The sequence below is a fragment of the Streptomyces sp. NBC_00490 genome, from assembly GCF_036013645.1.
GTDB lineage: Bacteria > Actinomycetota > Actinomycetes > Streptomycetales > Streptomycetaceae > Streptomyces > Streptomyces canus_F.
In genome coordinates, this window is sequence record NZ_CP107869.1 from 3,886,406 (window position 1) to 3,908,330 (window position 21,925).

At 70.0% G+C, this 21,925-nt stretch carries 20 protein-coding genes and 2 tRNA genes; 5 read left to right on the forward strand and 17 right to left on the reverse strand.

Annotated features, from left to right (window positions below):
* Positions 1 to 32: 32 nt before the first annotated feature.
* Entirely contained in the window at positions 33 to 2,906 is a 2,874-nt protein-coding gene (gene leuS / locus OG381_RS17590) for a leucine--tRNA ligase (RefSeq protein WP_327717049.1), read from the reverse strand.
* Positions 2,907 to 3,355: 449 nt separating this feature from the next.
* Between leuS and OG381_RS17595 the strand changes: the two genes are divergently transcribed.
* Positions 3,356 to 4,642, forward strand: a complete 1,287-nt coding sequence (locus tag OG381_RS17595) for a cytochrome b/b6 domain-containing protein (protein WP_327717050.1) — start codon at positions 3,356 to 3,358, stop codon at positions 4,640 to 4,642.
* Positions 4,639 to 6,252: an NADH-ubiquinone oxidoreductase-F iron-sulfur binding region domain-containing protein gene (locus OG381_RS17600; protein WP_327717051.1), complete on the forward strand. Its 1,614-nt coding sequence runs from the start codon at positions 4,639 to 4,641 to the stop codon at positions 6,250 to 6,252. Before OG381_RS17595 ends, OG381_RS17600 begins: the two co-directional genes overlap by 4 nt.
* A 125-nt stretch (positions 6,253 to 6,377) precedes the next feature.
* On the opposite strand, the gene OG381_RS17605 is transcribed toward OG381_RS17600, so the two are convergent.
* The 4 genes from OG381_RS17605 to OG381_RS17620 all read right to left on the reverse strand — a co-directional run bounded on the left by OG381_RS17605 (position 6,378) and on the right by OG381_RS17620 (position 8,497).
* Positions 6,378 to 6,450, reverse strand: a tRNA-Ala gene (locus OG381_RS17605).
* A 103-nt stretch (positions 6,451 to 6,553) separates the two neighbouring features.
* Positions 6,554 to 6,787, reverse strand: a complete 234-nt coding sequence (locus OG381_RS17610; protein ID WP_003976229.1) for a hypothetical protein — start codon at positions 6,785 to 6,787, stop codon at positions 6,554 to 6,556.
* A gap of 3 nt (positions 6,788 to 6,790) precedes the next feature.
* Positions 6,791 to 6,964 (reverse strand): hypothetical protein, encoded by a 174-nt coding sequence (locus tag OG381_RS17615; protein ID WP_107080567.1) that lies wholly within the window; start codon positions 6,962 to 6,964, stop codon positions 6,791 to 6,793.
* A 69-nt stretch (positions 6,965 to 7,033) separates the two neighbouring features.
* Positions 7,034 to 8,497, reverse strand: coding sequence for an MFS transporter (locus tag OG381_RS17620; protein ID WP_443061906.1), 1,464 nt, complete (start codon positions 8,495 to 8,497; stop codon positions 7,034 to 7,036).
* Between the two features lie 109 nt (positions 8,498 to 8,606).
* Between OG381_RS17620 and OG381_RS17625 the strand changes: the two genes are divergently transcribed.
* Positions 8,607 to 9,455 (forward strand): helix-turn-helix transcriptional regulator, encoded by an 849-nt coding sequence (locus OG381_RS17625; RefSeq protein ID WP_327717052.1) that lies wholly within the window; start codon positions 8,607 to 8,609, stop codon positions 9,453 to 9,455.
* An 18-nt stretch (positions 9,456 to 9,473) separates the two neighbouring features.
* On the opposite strand, the gene OG381_RS17630 is transcribed toward OG381_RS17625, so the two are convergent.
* The 7 genes from OG381_RS17630 to OG381_RS17660 all read right to left on the reverse strand — a co-directional run bounded on the left by OG381_RS17630 (position 9,474) and on the right by OG381_RS17660 (position 13,774).
* Positions 9,474 to 9,546: transfer RNA gene (locus OG381_RS17630), tRNA-Ala, on the reverse strand.
* A gap of 75 nt (positions 9,547 to 9,621) precedes the next feature.
* The gene (locus tag OG381_RS17635) at positions 9,622 to 10,293 is read right to left on the reverse strand and encodes a histidine phosphatase family protein (RefSeq protein ID WP_327717053.1); all 672 of its coding nucleotides are present in this window, start codon (positions 10,291 to 10,293) and stop codon (positions 9,622 to 9,624) included.
* Positions 10,290 to 10,736 (reverse strand): ribosome silencing factor, encoded by a 447-nt coding sequence (gene rsfS / locus OG381_RS17640; RefSeq protein WP_046259938.1) that lies wholly within the window; start codon positions 10,734 to 10,736, stop codon positions 10,290 to 10,292. The genes OG381_RS17635 and rsfS overlap by 4 nt, the downstream gene beginning before the upstream one ends.
* Positions 10,737 to 10,886: 150 nt before the next feature.
* A complete protein-coding gene (locus OG381_RS17645; RefSeq protein ID WP_327717054.1) occupies positions 10,887 to 12,605 on the reverse strand; it encodes an LCP family protein in 1,719 nt (572 codons plus the stop codon).
* A 16-nt stretch (positions 12,606 to 12,621) separates the two neighbouring features.
* Positions 12,622 to 13,260 carry a nicotinate-nucleotide adenylyltransferase gene (nadD, locus tag OG381_RS17650; RefSeq protein WP_327717055.1) on the reverse strand — a complete coding sequence of 213 codons (639 nt, stop codon included), beginning with the start codon at positions 13,258 to 13,260 and terminating at the stop codon, positions 12,622 to 12,624.
* Between the two features lie 79 nt (positions 13,261 to 13,339).
* Complete coding sequence (locus tag OG381_RS17655; RefSeq protein ID WP_327717056.1) at positions 13,340 to 13,504, reverse strand: hypothetical protein; 165 nt, start codon at positions 13,502 to 13,504, stop codon at positions 13,340 to 13,342.
* Between the two features lie 108 nt (positions 13,505 to 13,612).
* On the reverse strand, positions 13,613 to 13,774 hold the full coding sequence (locus OG381_RS17660) for a hypothetical protein (RefSeq protein ID WP_266827165.1): 162 nt from the start codon (positions 13,772 to 13,774) through the stop codon (positions 13,613 to 13,615).
* Between the two features lie 124 nt (positions 13,775 to 13,898).
* Between OG381_RS17660 and OG381_RS17665 the strand changes: the two genes are divergently transcribed.
* Positions 13,899 to 15,017: a M48 family metallopeptidase gene (locus OG381_RS17665; RefSeq protein WP_327717057.1), complete on the forward strand. Its 1,119-nt coding sequence runs from the start codon at positions 13,899 to 13,901 to the stop codon at positions 15,015 to 15,017.
* A 98-nt stretch (positions 15,018 to 15,115) separates the two neighbouring features.
* Here the strand turns inward: OG381_RS17665 and OG381_RS17670 are convergent, their stop codons facing one another.
* The 5 genes from OG381_RS17670 to proB form a co-directional block, all read right to left on the reverse strand.
* Positions 15,116 to 16,195: an SCO2583 family membrane protein gene (locus OG381_RS17670; RefSeq protein ID WP_327717058.1), complete on the reverse strand. Its 1,080-nt coding sequence runs from the start codon at positions 16,193 to 16,195 to the stop codon at positions 15,116 to 15,118.
* 101 nt (positions 16,196 to 16,296) lie between these two features.
* On the reverse strand, positions 16,297 to 16,875 hold the full coding sequence (locus OG381_RS17675) for an SCO2584 family spore wall biosynthesis protein (protein ID WP_443061907.1): 579 nt from the start codon (positions 16,873 to 16,875) through the stop codon (positions 16,297 to 16,299).
* A 132-nt stretch (positions 16,876 to 17,007) separates the two neighbouring features.
* Positions 17,008 to 18,294 (reverse strand): glutamate-5-semialdehyde dehydrogenase, encoded by a 1,287-nt coding sequence (locus tag OG381_RS17680; RefSeq protein ID WP_327717059.1) that lies wholly within the window; start codon positions 18,292 to 18,294, stop codon positions 17,008 to 17,010.
* Between the two features lie 73 nt (positions 18,295 to 18,367).
* Positions 18,368 to 18,835 carry a hypothetical protein gene (locus OG381_RS17685; protein WP_327717060.1) on the reverse strand — a complete coding sequence of 156 codons (468 nt, stop codon included), beginning with the start codon at positions 18,833 to 18,835 and terminating at the stop codon, positions 18,368 to 18,370.
* 184 nt (positions 18,836 to 19,019) lie between these two features.
* On the reverse strand, positions 19,020 to 20,126 hold the full coding sequence (gene proB / locus OG381_RS17690; protein WP_389961678.1) for a glutamate 5-kinase: 1,107 nt from the start codon (positions 20,124 to 20,126) through the stop codon (positions 19,020 to 19,022).
* Between the two features lie 224 nt (positions 20,127 to 20,350).
* Between proB and OG381_RS17695 the strand changes: the two genes are divergently transcribed.
* Complete coding sequence (locus tag OG381_RS17695) at positions 20,351 to 21,742, forward strand: polysaccharide pyruvyl transferase family protein (protein ID WP_327717062.1); 1,392 nt, start codon at positions 20,351 to 20,353, stop codon at positions 21,740 to 21,742.
* The last annotated feature ends 183 nt before the right edge of the window (positions 21,743 to 21,925 follow it).

A 21,925-nucleotide genomic window follows, 5' to 3' on the forward strand; every position in this document is an offset into this window, starting at 1 on the left:
GCCCGTACGGGACCCCTAGGGGGTGCCGCGTCTCACGACGGGACGATGTTCACCAGCTTCGGCGCGCGCACGATCACCTTGCGGATCCCGGCCCCGTCCAGCGCCGCCACGACCTTGTCGTCGGCCAGCGCCACCTTCTCCAGCTCCTCGTCGGAGATGGCCGGGGACACCTCCAGACGGGCCTTGACCTTGCCCTTGATCTGCACGACGCAGGTCACGGTCTCGTCCACGACGTACGCCGGGTCGGCGACCGGGAAGTCCTGGTGGACGACCGAGTCCGTGTGGCCCAGCTTGCGCCACAGTTCCTCGGCGATGTGCGGGGCCAGCGGCGCGACCAGCAGCACCAGCGACTCGGCGACCGAGCGGGGCACCGGGCCGCCCGCCTTGGTCAGGTGGTTGTTCAGCTCGGTGACCTTGGCGATGGCGGTGTTGAACCGCATGCCCTCCAGGTCCTGACGTACGCCGTCGATGGCCTTGTGCAGGGCACGCAGGGTGTCCTCGTCGGGCTCGGCGTCGGTCACCACCAGCGAGCCGGTCGCCTCGTCGACGACGTTGCGCCACAGCCGCTGCAGCAGCCGGAACTGGCCGACCACCGCGCGGGTGTCCCACGGCCGGGAGACGTCCAGCGGGCCCATGGCCATCTCGTACAGGCGCAGGGTGTCGGCGCCGTACTCCTCGCAGATCTCGTCCGGAGTGACGGCGTTCTTCAAAGACTTGCCCATCTTGCCCAGCAGCCGGGAGACCTTCTCGCCCTGGTAGTAGTACGCGCCGTCGCGCTCCTCCACCTCGGCGGCCGGCACCGCGATGCCACGGCTGTCGCGGTACACGAAGGCCTGGATCATGCCCTGGTTGAAAAGCTTGTGGAACGGCTCCACGGAGGAGACGTGCCCCAGGTCGAACAGCACCTTGGACCAGAAGCGCGCGTACAGCAGGTGCAGCACCGCGTGCTCGGCGCCGCCGACGTACAGGTCGACACCGCCGTGCGGCTGGCCCTCGCGCGGGCCCATCCAGTACTGCTCGATCTCCGGGTCGACCAGCTGCTCGCTGTTGTGCGGGTCCAGGTAGCGCAGCTCGTACCAGCAGGAACCGGCCCAGTTGGGCATGGTGTTGGTCTCACGGCGGTACTTGCGCGGACCGCGCCCGTCGCCCAGGTCCAGGGTGACGTTCACCCAGTCCGCGTTGCGCGACAGCGGCGTCTCGGGGGAGGTGTCGGCGTCGTCCGGGTCGAAGGTGCGCGGCGAGTAGTCCTCGACCTCGGGCAGCTCCAGCGGCAGCATCGACTCGGGCAGCGAGTGGGCGATGCCGTCCTCGTCGTAGACGATCGGGAAGGGCTCGCCCCAGTAGCGCTGCCGGCTGAACAGCCAGTCGCGCAGCCGGAAGTTGACGGTGCCCTCACCGACGCCGGAGCGCTCCAGCCACTCGGTGATGCGCGCCTTGGCCTCGACGACGCCCAGGCCGTCCAGGGAGACGCCCTCACCGCTGGAGTTGATGATCTTCGCGTCGTAGGACGCGAAGGCGTTCTCCCACGTGGAGGTGTCGGTGCCCCGGCCGTCCGTCGGCTCGACGATGCAGCGGATCGGCAGCTCGAAGGCGCGCGCGAACTCGAAGTCGCGCTGGTCGCCCGCCGGGACGGCCATGATCGCGCCGGTGCCGTAGCCCATCAGGACGTAGTCGGCGATGAAGACCGGGATCCGGTCGCCGTTGACCGGGTTGGTGGCGTACGAGCCGATGAAGACGCCGGTCTTGTCCTTGGCCTCGGCCTGACGCTCCACGTCGGACTTGGAGGCGGCCTGCGCGCGGTAGGCGGCGACGGCCTCGGCCGGGGTCGCGTGACCGCCGGTCCACACGTCGTGGGTGCCTTCGGGCCACTCCTGCGGCGTGAACTTCTCGACCAGCGGGTGTTCCGGCGCCAGCACCATGTAGGTGGCGCCGAACAGGGTGTCCGGGCGCGTGGTGAAGACGGTGATGTTCTCGCCGTCGATGGGGAAGTCGACGCGGGCGCCCTCGGAGCGGCCGATCCAGTTGCGCTGCTGCAGCTTGATGGCCTCGGGCCAGTCCAGCGCGTCCAGGTCGTCCAGCAGCCGGTCGGCGTAGGCGGTGATGCGCATGTTCCACTGGCGCAGCTTGGCCTTGAAGACGGGGAAGTTGCCGCGCTCGGAGCGGCCGTCGGCGGTGACTTCCTCGTTGGCCAGCACGGTGCCCAGCCCGGGGCACCAGTTGACCGGCGCGTCGGAGGCGTAGGCCAGGCGGAACTCGCCCAGGACGTCGGCCCGCTCGGCGGCGCTCAGCTCGTTCCACACGCGCGTGTGTCCCGGTACGGCGCGCTCACCGGACTCGAACCGGTCGATCAGCGTGGAGATCGGGCGGGCCTTCTTCGCCTCGTCGTCGTACCAGGAGTTGAAGATCTGCAGGAAGATCCACTGGGTCCACTTGTAGTACTCGGGGTCGATCGTGGCGAACGACCGGCGATTGTCGTGGCCCAGACCCAGCCGGCGCAGCTGGACCTTCATGTTCTCGATGTTGGCCTCGGTGGAGACACGCGGGTGCGTGCCGGTCTGCACGGCGTACTGCTCGGCGGGCAGGCCGAAGGCGTCGAAGCCCAGGGTGTGCAGGACGTTGTGGCCGGTCATCCGCTGGAACCGAGCGTAGACGTCGGTCGCGATGTAGCCCAGGGGGTGGCCGACGTGCAGACCCGCACCGGAGGGGTACGGGAACATGTCCATGATGAACTTCTTGGGCTTGGCGACCAGCTCCGGGTCACCGGCCAGGTCACCCTTGGGGTTCGGCGCGGCGTACGTGCCCTCGACGTCCCAGAAGTCCTGCCAGCGTGCCTCGATCTCGGCCGCCACGGCGGCCGTGTAGCGGTGCGGCGCGGCCACCTCGGCAGCGGGGTTCGTCTCGCTCATGATCCTTAAGCTCCATCGATCGTCTCTGCCAGCGGCTGTGTCGTTCAGGAAACGAAAAATCCCCTCGCACAGGAGGGGACGCCGCGCCGATTCCGACCCAGCCGGTTCACCCGGCGGTCGGGACTGATCAGCGCGGCCCGCTAAGCAGAAGGCGTACGGCACGCATGGCGTCAGAGTACCGCAGCCGTTGAGCAAGCCGCGACGCGCTTACGTATGCCTCTTCGGCACCGGGTGCCGTTCGCTCCAACCCCGCAGAGCACTCCAACATCACCCGCCTAGAACTGAACAAGAGTCAAAAGTTACTTCGCGTAACGACTAGTAAAGGACATCACAACAACCGCATAGTCCTTTGGTAACAACGCAATAACTCAAACCTCGTACCGATCGGTATGGCTCCACTTAGAGTGCGGCAGCGGGACCGCTTTCCCGAACTGCTCGGAGTTGCCCCCATGAACGCTCGTCGTAGTAACAGCTCGCTCCCCAGGACAGGCCGCTCGGCCTATGGCGTGGTGTCGGCTGTCGTCCTGCTTTTCATACCCGTGTTCGTGCTGGTCGGAGGTGAAAGGGTCCGCGACTTCCTGAACTTCGGCGCGGGCGTGCTCTCCCTCGTCTGCCTCACCTGCTCGGTGATCTGGGGCCTGGTCGCCCAGGACCGGATCTTCCTCAATCCGCAGCAGCGGATCATCGGCCAAGCGGTGCACCGGACGACGGCGGTCGGCTCGATCGCGTTCCTGCTGCTGCACATCACCACGAAGGTCGCCCTCGACCACACCTCGCTGATCTCGGCGATCATCCCGTTCTCACTCGGCGTCACCGGCAGCGCCGGTCTGATCGGCCTGGGATCACTGGCCGGCCTGCTGATGATCTTCGTGGGCATCACCGGCGCCCTGCGCAGCCAGTTCGCCTCCCCGGCCCCGGTCGCCGCCCGCTGGCGCGCCATGCACATGCTGGCCTACCCGGCCTGGTGCTTCGCCCTGGTCCACGGCCTGTACTCGGGCCGCGAGGCCAAGCCGATCTTCGTGATCCTCTACAGCCTCTCGCTGGCCGGCGTCATCGGCGCACTCGCCCTGCGCTCGGCACCCCGCCCGATCAAGCGCAAGGTCGCCGACCGGATCCAGACCGTCCTGGGCACCGGGGAGCGCCCGGGCCGCGAGGAGCTGGACGCGAGCCGCGCCAGGAACGCGGAGGCCTCGTCCGCCCTGCCGGGCTACGAGAACAAGCGCGCGGGACAGTCGCGTACGGCCCAGTCCTACGAAGCCCCCGCGCCGCCCGCCCCCGAACCCGCCAACGGCTTCGCGGCCGCCTACCGCGCCGTCACACCGACCCCGCGCATCCCGCAGCAGCCGTCCTACGGCGCCGACCAGACCGCCCGCATGGACCTGCCGATGGACATGCAGGCCACGGAGGCGATCCCGCGCTACGACACCGGCGGCAGCACCTCGGGCAGCTGGCCGATCCCGTCGCCCCCGCCGGTCGGCGAGGCACCTCCGTCGGCCTACGACCCGCTCCAGGACACCGGATACAACATCCCGACCTACCGCAATACGGACACATCCGGATACGGCACGAGTGATGTGTACGACACCGGTGAGTCGAACAACTCGTCCGGCGCGTACTACCCGAATGACACGTACAACAGCGGTCCCGCCACTGATCCATCGCCCGGTGATTCGTATGACTTCGGCACACCGGGCTCGGGCGAACCTTGGAACATGCCTTCCGGAGGCTATAGGTGAACGAGGCCCTGCCCGACGTCCCAGAAGTCCGCGTGGTCGGTCTTCCTCAGCTCACGTCGGGTTTCGACCTTGTCGAAAGACTGGACCTGCCCATGCACCTGAAGGTGCATGGGCCGCTCGAACCCCTGGGCGGCGAACAACTCGCGAAGCTGGCCGAGAACATCAACCTGAAGGGCCGCGGCGGCGCGGGCTTCCCCTTCCACAAGAAGCTGCGCTCGGTCGCCGAGGCGGCCATCAAGCGCGGTGTGCGCCCGGTCGTCGTCGTCAACGGCAGCGAGGACGAACCGGCCTGCCGCAAGGACACGGTGCTCATCAACCGTGCCCCGCACCTCATCCTCGACGGCGCCCTGCTGGTCGCCGAGGCCCTGGGTGCGCGCACGCTCGTGGTGGGCGTCACCCGTGAGTCCACCCAGCGGTCCATGGAGGCCGCGCTCGCCGAACGCGGCCTCAGCAACGGCCGCCGGTCGGCGCTCCGCGCGCGCGTGCAGCGCAATCCCGTCCGTATGGTCACCGGAGCGGCGGCCTCACTGATCCGCTCCATCGACGGCGGCCCGGCGATCCCGCCCGGCCGCAAGGTCAGCGCCTCGCAGAACGGCGTCGGCGGCGCGCCCACCCTGCTGTCGAACGCGGAGACGTTCGCGCAGCTGGCGATCGCCGCCCGCATCGGCCCGGAGCGCTACGGCAACACCGGCCTGTACGACGAGCCGGGCACCGTCATGCTCACGGTCTCCGGCGCGGTCGCCCGCCCCATGGTGATCGAGGCCCCCACCGGCGTGCCGCTGCGCTACATCCTGCAGCTCGCCGGCGCCCCGCCGGTCCCGCAGGGCGTGCTGACCGGCGGCTACCACGGCAAGTGGATCGACGCCGCGACGGTCAACGAGGCGGTCGTCTCGCGCAACTCCCTGGACGCGGTGGGCGGTGCGCTCGGCGCGGGCGCGATCCTGCCGATCAGTCAGGAGACCTGCCCGCTGGGCGAGTCGCTGATGGTGGCGAAGTGGCTGGCCGAGGAGAGCGCGGGGCAGTGCGGTCCCTGCTACCTCGGTCTGCCGGCCGCCGCGCGCGGCCTGGAGGACATCCTCAACGGCGGCGGCCCGGCCGCCCTGGAGGCCCTCAAGCAGGTCGCCAAGAACGTGAAGCGGCGCGGCGCGTGCTCGCACCCGGACGGCTCCGCGATGTTCCTGGAGTCGACCATCAAGGCGTTCACCGACGACCTCGCCGCGCATGTCCTCGGCAACGGCTGCGGACGGCCCGTGGAGGGCGTTCTGCCGCTCTTCGAGGGCGGCATCACACCCGCGGGCCTCCCGAGTGGCGCCAGCGCCGAGGAGAACGGCCCCAGCCGCCAGAAGATCTACGTCGACTGGACGCTGTGCCGCGGCCACGGCCTGTGTGCCGACATCCTCCCGGAGGTCTTCGAACTCGGCGCCGACGGCTTCCCCACCGTCGCCCAGGCCCAGGTGCCGCGTTACGCCGAGGCGAAGGCACTCCGCGCGGTCCGCCGCTGCCCCGCCCTCGCCCTGCGCCTCGAGGAGGCGGCACCGCGCGACAACAGCGCGTCCCGCAACCTCCCGGTCCTCTCCCAGGGCCGCGGCCGCCGCGCACTGGGGCGCTGAGCCGGCATCACGAAGGGGGCCGCCCGGATCGGGCGGCCCCCTTCGTCGTCAGCGGGGACGCGGGACAACTGCCCCTGGAAACGCAAGAATCCCGCCGGATCGGATGATCGGGCGGGATCTTTCTGTGGAGCTAAGGAGAATTGAACTCCTGACCTCCTGCATGCCATGCAGGCGCTCTACCAACTGAGCTATAGCCCCTTGCGCTGGCCCCGTGGGTTTCCCCCCGGCGGCGACGCCAACATTACACGCTCCCCCGGGTGGAACACCAAATCGTTTCCCTGAGGCCCGCCACCGACGGGCCTCACGCAGTGACGAACGAGTAGAACCGTTTGAGCGTGCAGTGTTCCTCGAGGAGCCGGCCGTAGATCGGCTCGCCCTCGAGTTCACGGTACGTCTCGATCGGGTCGCCTTTTATGATCAGCGCCCGCGCGCACTCCTCGCACCAGTACTGGTAGTCGGGATTGACCGGCTCCATGTCCCGCACGATCGGCGTCCCGCTGCCGCACCAGTCGCACTTTCGCCTGTGTGCACCCATCGATCAGCTCCAGCTGTGGCCGCAGGCCGTGCACACGTAGGAAATCCCGCCGTTGTCACCGAGGACTTGGGCGACATGGAGGGAACCGCAGGAAGGGCAGGTGAGCCGGGTGACCGTATCCCGTGTCGACGCTGCTTCAAGGAGGTGGCCCACCTCCTTGAGGATGCTCGCAGGCATCACTGCTCCCTCCCGTCGGGCCGCGCCCCCTTCCGGCCGTTTGATTCTGCCACGGCCGGACCAATACGGTCAGCGACGCCTCAGTACCAGTCCGGACACGGCACCCACCGCCGCCGTCCCGGCCAGCGCGAACATGCACGCCGAGAGCGCCTCCGCAGAGGTATACGCCTCGAAAGCCCCGAGTGACTCAAGCCGGTTCAAGAACAGTGTGCCGAACGCGGCGACTCCGGTCAGCTGACCGAGCTGGGTGACCGTGGCGAGCAGCCCGCTGGCGTCCGCCGCGTCCTCGGGCCGCACCGTGGCCAGCGCCCTGGTCAACGTGGGGCTGAAGGCCAGCGCGAGCCCGACACCCACGCACGCGTACGCGACATGTGCCCACACCCCGCCGTCACCGCCGCCCTCCAGCGCGAGACCGACCCCGGCCACGGACAGCGCGGTGATCAGGAACCCGGCCGGCGTCAGCGCGCGCTGCCAGGCCGCGGGCCACCTCCGCCAGGTCAGGCCGACCAGGCCGAAGACGACCGCGGTCGGCGCGAAGGTCAGGCCGGCGCGCAGGGCGCTGTAGCCGAGACCGCCCTGGACGTGCAGCGTGAGCACGAACAGGAAGCCGCCGTTGACCGCCATGACGGCCATGATGCGCAGGACGGCCAGGCCCATGCCCGGATGCCGCAGCACCCTCGGCGCGATCAGCGGATCGCCGCCGCGCCGGGCGAGCCGGGCCTCGTACGCGCAGAACACCGTGAACAGCACCGCGGCGGCGGCCAGCGAGAGCCAGGACCACAGCGGCCAGTCCTCCTCCTGCCCCAGCACCAGCGGCACGGTGAACAGCGACACGGCCGCACCGAGCAGGACCAGGCCCGGCAGGTCCAGGCCGCGCCGGCGCTCGCCGCCGTGGTCGCGCGGCAGCACACGGCGTCCGACGATCAGGAGGACGACGCCCACGGGCACGTTCACCAGGAACACCGGCCGCCAGCCGGTGCCGAACAGGTCGGCGCTGACCAGGACTCCGCCGAGTATCTGTCCGGCGACGGCACCGACCGCGAGGACCGCCGAGTACGCGCCCAGCGCCTTCACCCGGGCCTCGCCGACGAAGTTCCGCTGGATGAGGCTGAGCACCTGCGGGATCATCACGGCCGAGCCGATGCCCTGGACCAGCCGGAAGGCGATCAGTTCGGGGGCGCCCTGCGCCAGGCCGCAGGCGAGCGAGGCGGCGGTGAACAGGCCCATCCCGACGAGGTGGACCCGGCCGTGGCCGTACCGGTCGCCGAGGCGGGCACCGGTGATCAGCAACACGGAGTAGGTGATGGTGTATCCGGCGACCACCAGCTGCAACTCGGCACCCGAGGCGCGGAGTTCGGAACCGATGGTGGGAGCCGCGACGTTCACGATGAAGACGTCGAGCAGGGCCATGAACGTGGCGGCGAGCACGACCGCGAGCAGCGGCCGGGGCCCGTTGTCAGTGCCGGGTGTTTGACTGGTCGCAGGACTTGGAACGGGTGCGATACCCGCTCCGGAACGGGGCGTTGTCGTCATGCCGTCGAGCGTGACGCCAGCGCGGTACGGGTGCCGAGAGCCCACCGATGCTGGTACTGACAGCACCTGGCAGGGCACGGGCCGGGCGGCGAGGATGGGGGATGTGACGATGGGGACGACACAGCGCCGCCGACCCGAGCTGGCCGCGTTTCTGCGCACCAGGCGCGCCCGGGTGACGCCGGCGGACGTGGGGATGCCGCCGGGCTTACGCCGCCGTACGCCGGGACTGCGCCGCGAGGAGGTCGCCCAGCTCTCGGGGGTCGGGATCACCTGGTACACCTGGCTGGAGCAGGGCCGCCCGATCAACGCCTCCGCGCAGGTCCTGGACGCCGTGGCGCGCACCCTGCGCCTGGATCCGCCCGAGCGTGAGCATCTGTACCACCTGGCCGAAGTGCCGTACTCCTCCGCGCCGGAGGCCGTCGCGCAGTCCGTGGGCCCGGAGGTCCAGGGCATCATCGACGCCCTGGAACCGCGCCCGGCGGTGGTCTACAACTCCCGGTTCGACATCGTGGCCGCCAACGAGGTCTACCGGACCCTGTTCGGCGTACCGCTGAGACAGCCCAGCGGCCGCCTGCCGAACGCCCTGTGGGCCATATTCACCGCGTCGGACGAGGACTGCCCGCTGATGTTCCGGGAGACGGAGCTGCCGGTGATGGTCGCGACCCTGCGCGCCGCCTACGGACTGCATGCCGGCGAGCGGGTCTGGGAGGACTTCATACGCAAGCTGTCCGGGGTGAGCCCGCTGTTCGCCCGGCTGTGGGAGAGCGGCGACGTGGCGGAGCCGGGACGGCGGGTGAAGGGTTTCCGGCATCCGGCGGTGGGCGAACTGCGGATGACCTCGTTGTCGCTGTCGATCCATGGGATGCCGGAGTGCCGGATCGTCGTCTACACACCGGACGACGAGCAGACGGCACAGCGCACGGCCCTGTTGACGGCAATGAAAAATCCCGCCCTGTGAGGACGGGATCTTCGTCTGTGGAGCTAAGGAGAATTGAACTCCTGACCTCCTGCATGCCATGCAGGCGCTCTACCAACTGAGCTATAGCCCCTTGCTGAGTTCTTCCCGCTCGGCGGGGCGAACAAGAAGAACTTTAGCCTGCGACCTGCCAGAAAGTGAAATCCGCTCAGTCGTCGTCGCCGAGCACCGGTTCCGGCAGCGTGCCGGCGTTGTGCTCGAGGAGACGCCAGCCGCGGGCACCTTCGCCGAGGACGGACCAGCAGCAGTTGGAGAGGCCGCCGAGGCTCTCCCAGTGCCGGGTCTCCAGACCGAGGAGCCGGCCGATGGTGGTGCGGATCGTGCCGCCGTGGCTGACCACGACGAGCGTGCCGTTGTCGGGGAGCTTGTCGGCGTGCCGGGTCACCACGGGGGCGGCGCGGTCGGCCACCTCGCTCTCCAGTTCGCCGCCGCCGCGGCGGACCGGCTCACCGCGCTTCCACGCGGCGTACTCCTCACCGTGCGCGGCGATGATCTCGTCGTGCGTCAGCCCCTGCCAGACGCCCGCGTAGGTCTCGCGCAGGCCCTCGTCGTGGCTGACGTCGAGACCGGTGAGCGCGGCGAGCTCGGCGGCCGTGTTCGCGGCCCGCTTGAGGTCCGAGGCGACGATCGCGTCGGGCTCCAGGGAGGCGAGCAGCCGGGCGGCCCGGCGGGCCTGGGCCACGCCGGTCTCGGTGAGCTCCACGTCCGTGGTGCCCTGGAAGCGGCGCTCCACGTTCCAGGCGGTCTGGCCGTGCCGCCACAGGATGACGCGGCGGCCCCGGCCGGGCCGCCCTGCCGTCACCTCACCGGTGGCGCTCATCGCCAGTCACCACCGAGGTCCTCGGCGTCCTCGGCGGCCTTCAGCTTGGCGTGCTCCTCGGCCTTGCCGCGGGTGGCCTTGGCGTCCTCGGGCAGGTCGAGCTCGGGGCAGTCCTTCCACAGCCGCTCCAGGGCGTAGAAGACGCGCTCCTCGCTGTGCTGGACGTGGACGACGATGTCGACGTAGTCGAGCAGGACCCAGCGGGCCTCGCGGTCGCCCTCGCGGCGCACCGGCTTGACGCCGAGCTCCTTCTGGAGCCGCTCCTCGATCTCGTCGACGATCGACTTGACCTGGCGGTCGTTGGGCGCGGAGGCCAGCAGGAAGGCGTCCGTGATCGACAGTACGTCGCTGACGTCGTAGGCGATGATGTCGTGCGCGAGCTTGTCGGCGGCCGCCTGTGCGGCGGTGTGGATGAGCTCGATGGAGCGGTCAGTGGCGGTCACTACACGGCTTTCGGTCGGCGGTCACTTGACATCAAGGGTCTCACGGACCGCCGACGGCTCCCCATTCCTTTGACGATCACGCCGTGGGGCCGGGTCGCGGACGTCCGCGACCCGGCCCTGTGACCCGGTTCCCGCCGGTCTTCCGGCCGGTTACGACGCCGAGGGCTCGTAGTCCTGGCCGAGGACCACGGAGACGTTCGCGTTGGAGGAGGTCTTGCCCTTGGTGACGGCGCTGGTGGGCAGGCCCAGGGTCTTGGCGACCTCGGTGGCGTTCTCCTTGTCGGCGGCGTCGGTGTAGACGACCTCGGAGGCGCTCCGGGCGGCGGACGCGGTGCCGCCCTCCAGGAAGGTGAAGCCGCCGTTGAGGAGCACGATGCGGGCCTTCTCGGAGTTGCCCTTGACGCCGCTGGCGTTCTGGACGGAGACGCGGACGGCGGCATCCTTGTCGGGGCTCTTCGCGGTGCCGCCGAGGACGTCCTTGACGACGCTGTCGCTGGCCTGGGCGCTCAGCGTGCCGTCGGTCTGGACGGGCAGCAGGGCGGTCTTGTAGTCGCCGCCCTTGGCGAGGTCAGCGAGCTTGGCGAGGAAGGTGCCGAGGTCCTTGTCGGTGAGCGAGGGGTCGAGGATCTGTGCCAGCGTCTGGACGGTGACCGTGGCGCCCTGCGCGTCGGAGGACACCTTGCGCAGCACGCCCTGCATGACCTGCCCGAACCGCTCCAGCTGGGCGTTCTGGGCCTCGCCGGAGGCGCGGTAGGTGGCGTAGGCGACGGCCGCCTTGCCGCCGAGGGTCCGGTCCTTGCCCTTGCTCACCAGGGGCGCGGTGCCCTTCTTGCCGTCCGGGTCGGGCACGTCGGCGTTGGTGTCGACCTCGATGTTGCCGATGATGTCGACGAGGTTCTGCAGGTAGGGGGTGTCCAGGCGCCAGGTGCCCTGGATCTCGGTCCCGAGGACCGTGTCGATGGCCTCGCGGGTGCCGGAGGAGCCGTCGTCCTCGACCGACTTGGCGAGCGTGGTCGTGGAGCCGTCGTCGTCGGCCACGGCGAGGGAGTTGGGGAGCAGGACCGTGGTGCCCTGCTCGGTGGTGGTGTTGTCGACGAGCAGCGCCGTGGAGGTGCCGCCCTTCTTGGTGTTGTGCAGGTGGACGACGATCACGTCGCGCTTCTGGGCGGCCGCGGAGGTGGCCGTGCCCGTCTTGGAGTCGGAGGAGGACAGGCCGGGCAGCTTCCCGGCGTACCAGAGGTAGCCGACGCCGCCGACCGCGGTCAGCGCCAGGACGACGACGAGGGCGACGAGGCGGCTGCGGGCGCGGCGCTTGGCCTCCTCGCGCCGCTCGGTGCGGTTCTCGGTGAAGTTCAGCCAGTCGATGACGTCCTCGGAGTCGGTGTCCGGCTCCTCGACGAAGGCGAACTGCCCGGTCGCGTAGTCGCGTTCGGACCGGCCGTCACCGGCGGCAACGTCGGTCTCCTCGGCCGGGCCGGCCTGCTGCGGGATGTAGGCGGTCTGCTCGGCGACCCGGGGCTGCTGCCCGCTCGCGGCGGCGTGGCCGTAGGGGTCGTACGACGTCCCGGGCGCCCCGGGCGCTCCTTGCGCCGCTCCGTTCCCGTACGGGTCGTAGGACGGCACGGGAGCCTGCTGACCGGTGCCGTACGGGTCGTACGACTGCCCGGGGTACTGCCCTGTCTGCTGTCCGCCCGCCGCGTACGGGTCGTAGCCGTAGCCCTGTTGCTGTGCGTACGGGTCGTACGGCTGCTGTTGCGGCTGCTGCTGGGCGGCCGGCTGGTAGATGGGCCGGCCGTACTCGTCGTAGCCGACGAGCTCGTACCGGTCGTCGTGGTCGCCGCCGTGTCCCGCGTCGTATCGGTCGTTCACCGGTGCCCCTCTCGGCTCACTCGCCGCGGTACAGCTCGCGCTTGTCGATGTAGCGCACGACTCCGTCCGGCACCATGTACCAGATGGGGTCCCCCTTGGCGACTCTCGCACGGCAGTCCGTCGAGGAGATGGCGAGCGCGGGCACCTCCACGAGGGAGACACCACCCTCGGGGAGCCCCGCGTCCGTGAGGTGGTGGCCGGGGCGGGTGACCCCGATGAAGTGCGCCAGGGAGAACAGTTCCACGGTGTCGCGCCAGGTCAGCAGCTGGGCGAGAGCGTCGGCGCCGGTGATGAAGAAGAGGTCCGTGTCGGGGTTGAGCGCACGCAGGTCGCGCAGGGTGTCCACGGTGTAGGTGGGACCGCCCCGGTCGAGGTCGATCCGGCTCACCGAGAACTGCGGGTTCTCGGCGGTCGCGATGACCGTCATCAGATAGCGGTCCTCGGCCGGCGAGACGCTGCGGTGGCTCTTCTGCCACGGCTGCCCGGTCGGCACGAACACCACCTCGTCCAGGTGGAACTGCGCGGCGACCTCACTGGCCGCCACGAGGTGCCCGTGGTGGATCGGGTCGAACGTTCCGCCCATGACGCCGAGGCGGCGCTTGCCGGGGTTCGACGGGGCGTTGCCCGGGCCGGTAGGCATGTCCTGCTCTCCCATGCGTGCAGACCCTACCGGCCCGTCCTGAGGACACCGGTCGGAGGAGGCCCGGAGTGCCCTGTTATGGGCACCGGGTGCCTCAGCGGTCGCGGTTGAAGCGGGTGGTGATCCACAGCAGGAGCAGCAGGACGACGAAAGCGCCGCCACCGGTGAGAAGGGGGTTGAGGCTCTCGTGGTTGCCGCCGTGCTCCTCGCCCTCGGCGGCAAGGGTGACCAACTGGGCTGCGGCGCTGTGGAAGCTCATCTTCGGCAGGACCTATCCGGTGGGCGGGATAAAGATGTCGGCCCATCGTAAGCGGGCGGCTCCGCGCCGATCACGCCGACTCCGCCGCGAGGGAACTTCCGCGCTCTTTCAGTCGTCTTTCTGCCTGTAGCCACGCAGCAGGAACCACGCGGTCAGGGCACAGCCCACCAGCATCACGACCAGTACGACCCGGAGCAGGTTTCCGGCCCCTTGCTGCTCGGCTGCGCCCGCGGCTCCGGCGAGCCAGGCGGACGCGGGGTTGTGCTCCATGACGGGACTCCTTCGCTGTACTGCCCGTCCACCGTATCTCCGCCTAGGCTGGGCTCTGCTTCGGGGGCGCAAAGGACCGCACAAGGGTCCGCAAAGGGTCACTCTCACGCACATGGGGGAAGACATGTCCGACGACGGACACGAGCAGAACGGGCACGAGCAGAACGGGCACGAGAACGTGCCGAGCAGGCAGCGCAGGCGCTTCCCCGGAATCTCCTCGCGTGCGTACGAGCACCCTGCCGACCGCTCCGCCCTGGTGGCGCTGCGGAAGCTGAGCGGGTTCGACACGGTCTTCAAGGCGCTCAGCGGGCTGCTGCCCGAGCGGAGCCTGAGGCTGCTGTTCCTGTCCGACTCCGTACGGGTGTCGGACCAGCAGTTCGCGTACCTCAACGACATGCTGCGGGACGCCTGTTACATCCTGGACCTGGAGAAGGTCCCGCCGATGTACGTGAGCCAGGACCCGAAGCCGAACGCGATGTGCATCGGCCTGGACGAGCCGATCATCGTCGTCACCACGGGCCTCGTCGATCTGCTGGACGAGGAGGAGATGCGGGCGGTCGTCGGGCACGAGGTGGGGCACGCCCTGTCCGGCCACGCGGTCTACCGGACCATCCTGCTGTTCCTGACCAGCCTCGCCATCCGGGTGGCGTGGATCCCGCTGGGCAACCTCGCGATCATGGCGATCGTGACCGCGCTGCGCGAGTGGTTCCGCAAGTCGGAGCTGTCGGCGGACCGGGCGGGGCTGCTGGTGGGGCAGGACCTGAGGGCCTCGATGCGGGGTCTGATGAAGCTGGCGGGCGGCCACCATCTGCACGAGATGAACGTGGACGCGTTCCTGAAGCAGGCCGAGGAGTACGAGGCCGGGGGCGATCTGCGCGACTCCGTGCTGAAGATCCTCAATGTGCTGCCGCGTTCCCACCCCTTCACCACCGTGCGGGCGGCCGAGCTGAAGAAGTGGGCCGAGTCCCGCGACTACCAGCGGATCATGGACGGCCACTACCCGCGCCGCACCGAGGACAAGGACACCTCGGTCACGGACTCCTTCCGTGAGTCGGCGGCCAGCTACGCGAGCAATGTGAAGAGCTCCAAGGACCCCCTGATGAAGCTGGTCAGCGACATCGCCGGCGGCGCGGGCGACCTGGGCGGCCGCGTCCGCCGAGGCTTCGGCGGCTTCACGACCACGACCACAAGGGACGACCAGCCTCCGACGGACACGGACACACCGCCCCGCAATGACAACTGACGGCCGCTGAAGACGCCCAAAGGGGCGCGGGGAACTGCGCGAGCAACCACTGACGGCCCGCAGCCGCCGCACAACCGCACCCCTAATGCGAAATGGCGTCAAACCTTCGGCTGAGCCCCAGTGGCCAACGTCCCGCACACCGCCGTCGCCCGATCCGTGGCGAACGGATCCGTGCCGGCCGGCCCGCCCGTCTTCGCGGTCTGGCCGGCCAGCAGCGGACTCAGCACCTCCGCCACGTCGCCCCCGCAGGACATCGGCCCGGCCTGGACGTACGACACGGTGAGCTGGGCCTGGTGCAGGCGCACGTCGTTGTGGTCGAAGCGGAACCGCATCTCGCGCCGCACGGTGAACAGCGACGCCTCGGCCTTGGCACCCGCCCCGACGGGCCGCAGCGCGTACACGAAGGTGTGGTCCGCGGTGACCTCGAGGAACGTCGAGTCGGTCTCGGTGGCCCGCAGGGTCCCCTGCACCCGGATCCTCGGGTCGGCCAGCTCGACGCTCTTGGCGTCGAAGCGCACCAGCCATCCGGTGACCGTGTGGCGCCCGTCGGCGGCCGGATGGCTCAGGCTCTCGTCGAACTGGAGGTGCTGGTCCGCCGGCAGCAGCACCCGCACGGGACGGGTCTGCCCGCCGGTGAGCACCTCCGGGTAGAGCGCGGAGCGGACGAGGTACTCCTTGACGGTGTCCAGCGCGCTCGACACCTGGGTCTGGGAGAAGTGCGAGGTGTCACGGGCGGCGGGCATCGTGATCCCCGCGGCGCCGATGCGGAACCGGGCGGCGGGGCTGTGCGCGTACAGCTGCTCGGGGTCGGTCGCGCCGGGCACCTTGCCCTCGGGGGCGAGCGGGACGACGGTCGCCCGGAAGAGGCTCGCTTCGACATCCCTCATCGCGGCGGGGCTCTCGTAGGGGTGCCGTACGCCCATGTAGATCGCCGTGCCGAAGGCCAGGGCGATCAGCAGGACCAGGACGAGCGCCTGCCGGGACAGTCCGCCGCGGCGGACCGGTGGACGGCGGCGGACGGCGGGCGCGTGGTCGGCGATGCGCTCCTGCGCGGAGAATTCCTGGAGCCGGGCAGCACGGACGAACGATTCGTCGAAGACGACGGATCGGTACTCGTCCTCTCCACCAGCGGGGCCGCCCTCGGGTGCCCCCTCGGGTGGTTCTCCAGGCCCTCCCATATCTTCAGAGTAGGTCTCCGGGAGCTCAGGTAAACGCCCCGCTGCGCGACAACTTCTGACAGGTTCTCACCAGGATCGTCAGCCGGTGGGCCGGTAAAGGCTCACGGCATCCGCGGGGTCGCCGAGATGGCCGGCTGGGAGTGGTCGGCGGAGGCCGAGGGTGCCGACCCGGTGCCCTGCTCCAGTCCGGTGGAGGCGGGGGCGGACGGACCTTGGTCCCGGCTGTTGGAGGAGGCGCCCCGGTAGACCGCGGTGAAGGCCAGCGCGACCATGCCGATGCCCATCACGAGGGCCAGCATCCAGGCGACGGGACGGTGCCAGCGGACCTGTTTGCCGTACGTCCCCGGGGCGCCGTAGCGGCCCTCCAGGACATCGGTGTCGTCCAGCTCGTCGAGCTCGGGATCATGGCCGAAACGGTCGTGCCCGTCGGGGCCGTACCCGTCCTCGTAGCGCTCGCCTCTGCCGTGGGTCCGGCGGGCCTCGGCCTCGGAGGCCTCCGCTCTCGCCTGCGCGGCGGCCAGGAGGCGTTCGACGGCGGTCGGCTCGTGCACCACGGCCGCTCGTACGAAGGCCTCGTCGAAGACCACGGAGGCGAACTCTTCGTCCGACACCCCGCGGTCGTGGTCGTCGTCGGGCTCCCAGCCGTCAGGGAACGGCGTGCCCCCCACGTCCTCCGGCACGGATCCAGAGTAGACCTGGGGGGTCAATTTGGGCAGACGGTATGGAAATTCATCCGCCTGGTGAGACACCTCTCGTGCGGCACCGGCGCGCACCGGGAGCGCGTGCCGCACGCATATGCGCGGACGCGCGCCTCAGCGCCGTACGTGCCCGTCGCCCGTGACGATGTACTTCGTGCTCGTCAGCTCCGGCAGCCCCATCGGGCCGCGCGCGTGCAGCTTCTGCGTGGAGATGCCGATCTCGGCGCCGAAGCCGAACTGGCCGCCGTCGGTGAAGCGGGTGGAGGCGTTCACGGCGACGGTCGTGGAGTCGACCAGCTGGGTGAAGCGGCGGGCGGCCTGCTGGGAGGTCGTCACGATGGCCTCGGTGTGACCGGAGGTCCACAGCCGGATGTGCTCGACGGCCTTGTCGAGCGAGTCGACAACCGCGGCGGCGATGTCGTAGGAGAGGTACTCGGTGTCCCAGTCCTCGAGCGTGGCCTCGACGACGGTCGCCTTGCTGTCCTTCGCGTACGCCAGCACCCGCTGGTCGGCGTGGACGGTCACCCCGGCCTCCGCGAGGGCGTCCAGGGCGCGCGGCAGGAACTCGGGGGCGATGTCCTGGTGGACCAGGAGGGTCTCGGCGGCGTTGCAGACGCTGGGGCGCTGGGCCTTGGAGTTGATCAGGATGTCGATCGCCATGTCGAGGTCCGCCTGGGCGTCGACGTAGACGTGGCAGTTGCCGGTGCCGGTCTCGATGACCGGGACGACGGACTCGGTGACGACCGTCTGGATCAGCGAGGCGCCGCCGCGCGGGATCAGGACGTCGACGAGGCCGCGGGCCCGCATCAGCTCGCGCACGCTCTCCCGGCTCTCGCCGGGCACCAGCTGGACGGCGTCGGCGGGCAGCCCGGCCCCGCCCACGGCGTCGCGCAGCACCCGCACGAGAGCGGTGTTGGACTCGTACGCCGAGGCCGAGCCGCGCAGCAGCACCGCGTTGCCGGACTTGAGGCACAGCGCCGCCGCGTCCACCGTCACGTTCGGCCGGGCCTCGTAGATGATGCCGACGACGCCGAGCGGGACCCGGACCTGGCGCAGGTCGATGCCGTTGGGGAGGGTGGAGCCGCGGACGACCTCGCCGACGGGGTCGGGCAGGGCGACGACGTCCCGCACGTCGGAGGCGATGGCGCGGATCCGCTCCGGGGTCAGCGTCAGCCGGTCGATGACGGTCTCGCTGGTGCCGGCCTCGCGGGCCTTGGCGATGTCCTTGGCGTTGGCCTCGACGATTTCGCTCGTACGGACCTCCAGGGCGTCCGCGATGGCGAGCAGCGCGTCGTCCTTCTCGGCCCGCGGGAGCGGGGCGAGGTCGGCGGCGGCGGCCTTGGCACGGTAGGCGGCCTGTGTGACCGGGGACATGGAGTCGTACGGCGAGAGCGTGGTCATGAGGGAAGGGTAGTGCGCCCTACGGAGGCGACTACCGCTCATCCCACACCCCGAGACACCTGTCCACCGGCCGTCAGAACGGGTGAACCCCCACCGGTGTCGCCGGCAGCGGGCCGTACCCCTCGGAGATGCGCTGGTGGTAGGTCTCGCGGTCGATGACCTCCAGGCCGACGATCTCCCAGGGCGGCAGCCCCGCGGTCAGGCGGTGCTCGCCCCACAGCCGCAGCGCGACGGCGGCCGCGTCGTGCAGATCGCGGGCCTCCTCCCAGTAGCGGATCTCCGCGTGGTCGTTGGCATAGCGGCTGGTCAGCAGAAAGGGATGGTCGTGGGCGAGCTGTTCGAGGCCGCGCCGCACTTCCTTCAGCGGGGCCTCCTTCCCGGAGACACTGAGGGTCACGTGCCACAGGCGGGGCAGGTCCCGCGGCTCCTCGTACCGATCACCGGCCGCGACGCTCGTCAGGGCGCGCTCCTCACCGGCCGCACGCGACGGGGCCTCGGCGGCACCGCTGCGGGACCGGTCCCCAGGGCGCACTCGTCTCACGACGGCCTCCTTTACGCAGTGACCGACCCGGTGGTCGTGCGGAATGTGTCCCTGAGACAAAGTTGAGCAGGCCGCAAGGGTTCGCGTGGCGCTTTTGCGGAACGTCCACCTGAGGGCGACGGTCTTGGCAGGGCGTTCACCCCGTTTTCGGCTACGACGTGGCCTCTGCGGCCTGCTGCCGCGCTCAGGGCTGCAGGATCACCAGGTCGTCCCGGTGCACGACCTCGCGCTCGTACGCCGGACCCAGCTCGCGCGCCAGCTCCCGCGTCGAACGTCCAATCAGCTGAGGGATCTCCTTGGCGTCGAAGCTGACGAGCCCCCGGGCCACCGCGCGCCCCTCGCCGTCCCGCAGTTCGACGGGGTCGCCGGCGTTGAACTCGCCCTCGACGGCGGCGATCCCGGCCGGCAGCAGCGACTTGCGGCGCTGGACGACCGCCCGGACCGCGCCGTCGTCCAGGGTCAGGGAGCCCTGCGGGGTGGAGGCGTGCTGAAGCCACAGCAGCCGGTCGGCGGAGCGCTTGCCGGTGGGGTGGAAGTAGGTGCCGGTATCGCCGCCGAAGAGCGCGTCGGCCGCATGGACCGCACTGGTCAGCACCACGGGGATGCCGGCCGCGGCGGCGATCCGGGCGGCCTCGACCTTGGTGACCATGCCGCCGGTGCCGACGCCGGCCTTGCCGGTGCTGCCGATGTCGACGCCGGCCAGGTCCGCGGGCCCGCGCACCTCCGCTATCCGCGAGGTACCCGGCTTGCTGGGGTCGCCGTCGTAGACCCCGTCGACGTCGGACAGGAGCACCAGGAGGTCGGCCCGCACCAGATGGGCCACCAGCGCGGCGAGCCGGTCGTTGTCGCCGAAGCGGATCTCGTCGGTGGCGACGGTGTCGTTCTCGTTGACGACCGGGAACGCGCCCATCGCCAGGAGCTTGTCGAGGGTGGTGGAGGCGTTGCGGTGGTGGGAGCGGCGGCTCATGTCGTCGCTGGTGAGCAGGACTTGGCCGACGCGGACGCCGTAACGGGCGAAGGAGGCGGTGTAGCGGGCCATGAGCAGGCCCTGGCCGACGCTGGCGGCCGCCTGCTGGCGGGCGAGGTCCTTGGGGCGGCGGCGCAGTCCCAGCGGGGCGAGTCCGGCCGCGATGGCGCCGGAGGAGACGAGGACGACCTCCTTCTCCCCGCCGCTGCGGCTCTTGGCGAGAACATCGACGAGCGCGTCGACCCGGTCGGCGTCCAGGCCGCCCGAGGCGGTGGTCAGCGACGAGGAACCCACCTTGACGACGATCCTGCGGGCCTCGCTCACGGCCTGCCTCACGCTTGCCACCTGCACTGTCCCCACTTCCTCGCGCGTGGCAGCAATCTACGCGAAGGAGCCGGTGCGAGACGTATCGGTCCAGCCCCCGGACACATCAGGAGGTAACTGTTTGCTCACCCTTCGCATACGGCAAAAAGGTTGTAGAGGTTGCTCATAGAAATCAAAGACGATCCAAATTTATTCTGAAGTTTGTGTCACCTAAAGTTCACAGCGTGAAGCGCATCCTGATCCGGTCCGGCAAGAGCCCGTTCGACGTGGTCCCCGTGGAAGAGTCCCTCCAGCGGGACATCATCGCCACCAACTCGGGCAACTTGATCTTCAGCGACGCCACCCACAAGCTGCTCGAGGCCCCGGACACCGAGGTGGTTTCGAACGGCATGCGGACCGTGGTGGCCGAGGCTGACCGGATCAACCAGGAGTACGACGCATTCGTCGTGCCTCTGGCCAACGCCTTCCGACCGTCCTTCGAGACGGCGCTCAAGCGGATGACACGACTGATCACCCGGCTGAAGATCCCCGTCGTCGTGGTCGGCGTCGGCGCACAGACCGGGTTGAACTACGACCCGGCGCGGCTGAAGCCCATCGAGCCGTCGGTGCGCGAGTTCGTCTCGGCGGTGCTCGACCGCAGCGCCTCCATCGGGGTGCGCGGCGAGTTCACCGAGCAGTACCTCAAGGACATGGGGTTCCGGGACGTCGAGACCATCGGCTGCCCCTCGCTGTTCATGTACGGCAAGGAACTCGACGTACAGAAGCGGTCCGCGGAGCTGACCGCCGAGTCCCGGATCGCGGTCAACGGGTCGCACAACGCGGTCCAGAAGCAGGGTCTGGGCAAGATCATCGAGCGGGCCCACGCCCGCTATCCGCATCTGCGCTTCATCGGCCAGAACCTCTCCGACGCACGGCAGTTGCACTGGCGGGACCTGTCGGACCCGAACTCCCGGGTGAAGGCGATACCGACGCACCCCGACCACCCGATGTACCAAGAGGACAAGGTCCGCGTCTACGTCGACCCGATCACCTGGATCGACGACCTGCGCGACTTCGACTTCTCCTTCGGATCCCGCATCCACGGCAACATCGCGGCGCTGCTCGCCGGCACGCCCGCCACCGTGCTCGTCGGTGACTCCCGGACCCTGGAGCTGTGCCGCTACTTCGACATCCCGCACGTCAGGATCGACAAGGTGCCAGCGGACCTGGACGCGGCGCGGCTGTACGAGGAGGCCGACTTCGGCAAGCTGGTGAGCGGTCACCACGAGCGCTTCGAGCGGTTCACGGCGTTCCTCGACCGCAACGGCCTGCAGAACACCTTCACGCACGGCGACGGCGGCGCGGCCTTCGAGAAGCGCATGAGCAAGCTGTCCTTCCCGGCGGGCGTCCGCCCCTGGCTGGAGGCCGATCTCGCCTCGCTGGCCACGCGGATGGCGTGGATGCAGCACCACATCACCGAACTGACCCTGGACAACGAGCGTTTGAAGCGGGACCTGGCCCAGGCGAAGGGCGGCTCCAGACCGGGCGTGGGCACTCCGGCGACGGCGGTCTACCGCCGGGCGCGCCGGGTCGTGGGCGCACCCATCCGCCGGGCCCTGGGGTCGGGCCGCCAGTAGGGCGGCAGGCAGAGGTCGGGCACTACCACTCCACGGTCGCCGTAAGGCACCCGGGCACGCGCGTGTCGTCCAGAGGTCGGCGGGCGTTAACCCGGGCGACGTCCTGCGACGACCTTGGAGTGACGCAGTGCCCCCTTCCCTCCCCCGCCGGCGCTCCACCAAGAGGCCGAAGAGACCGAAAAG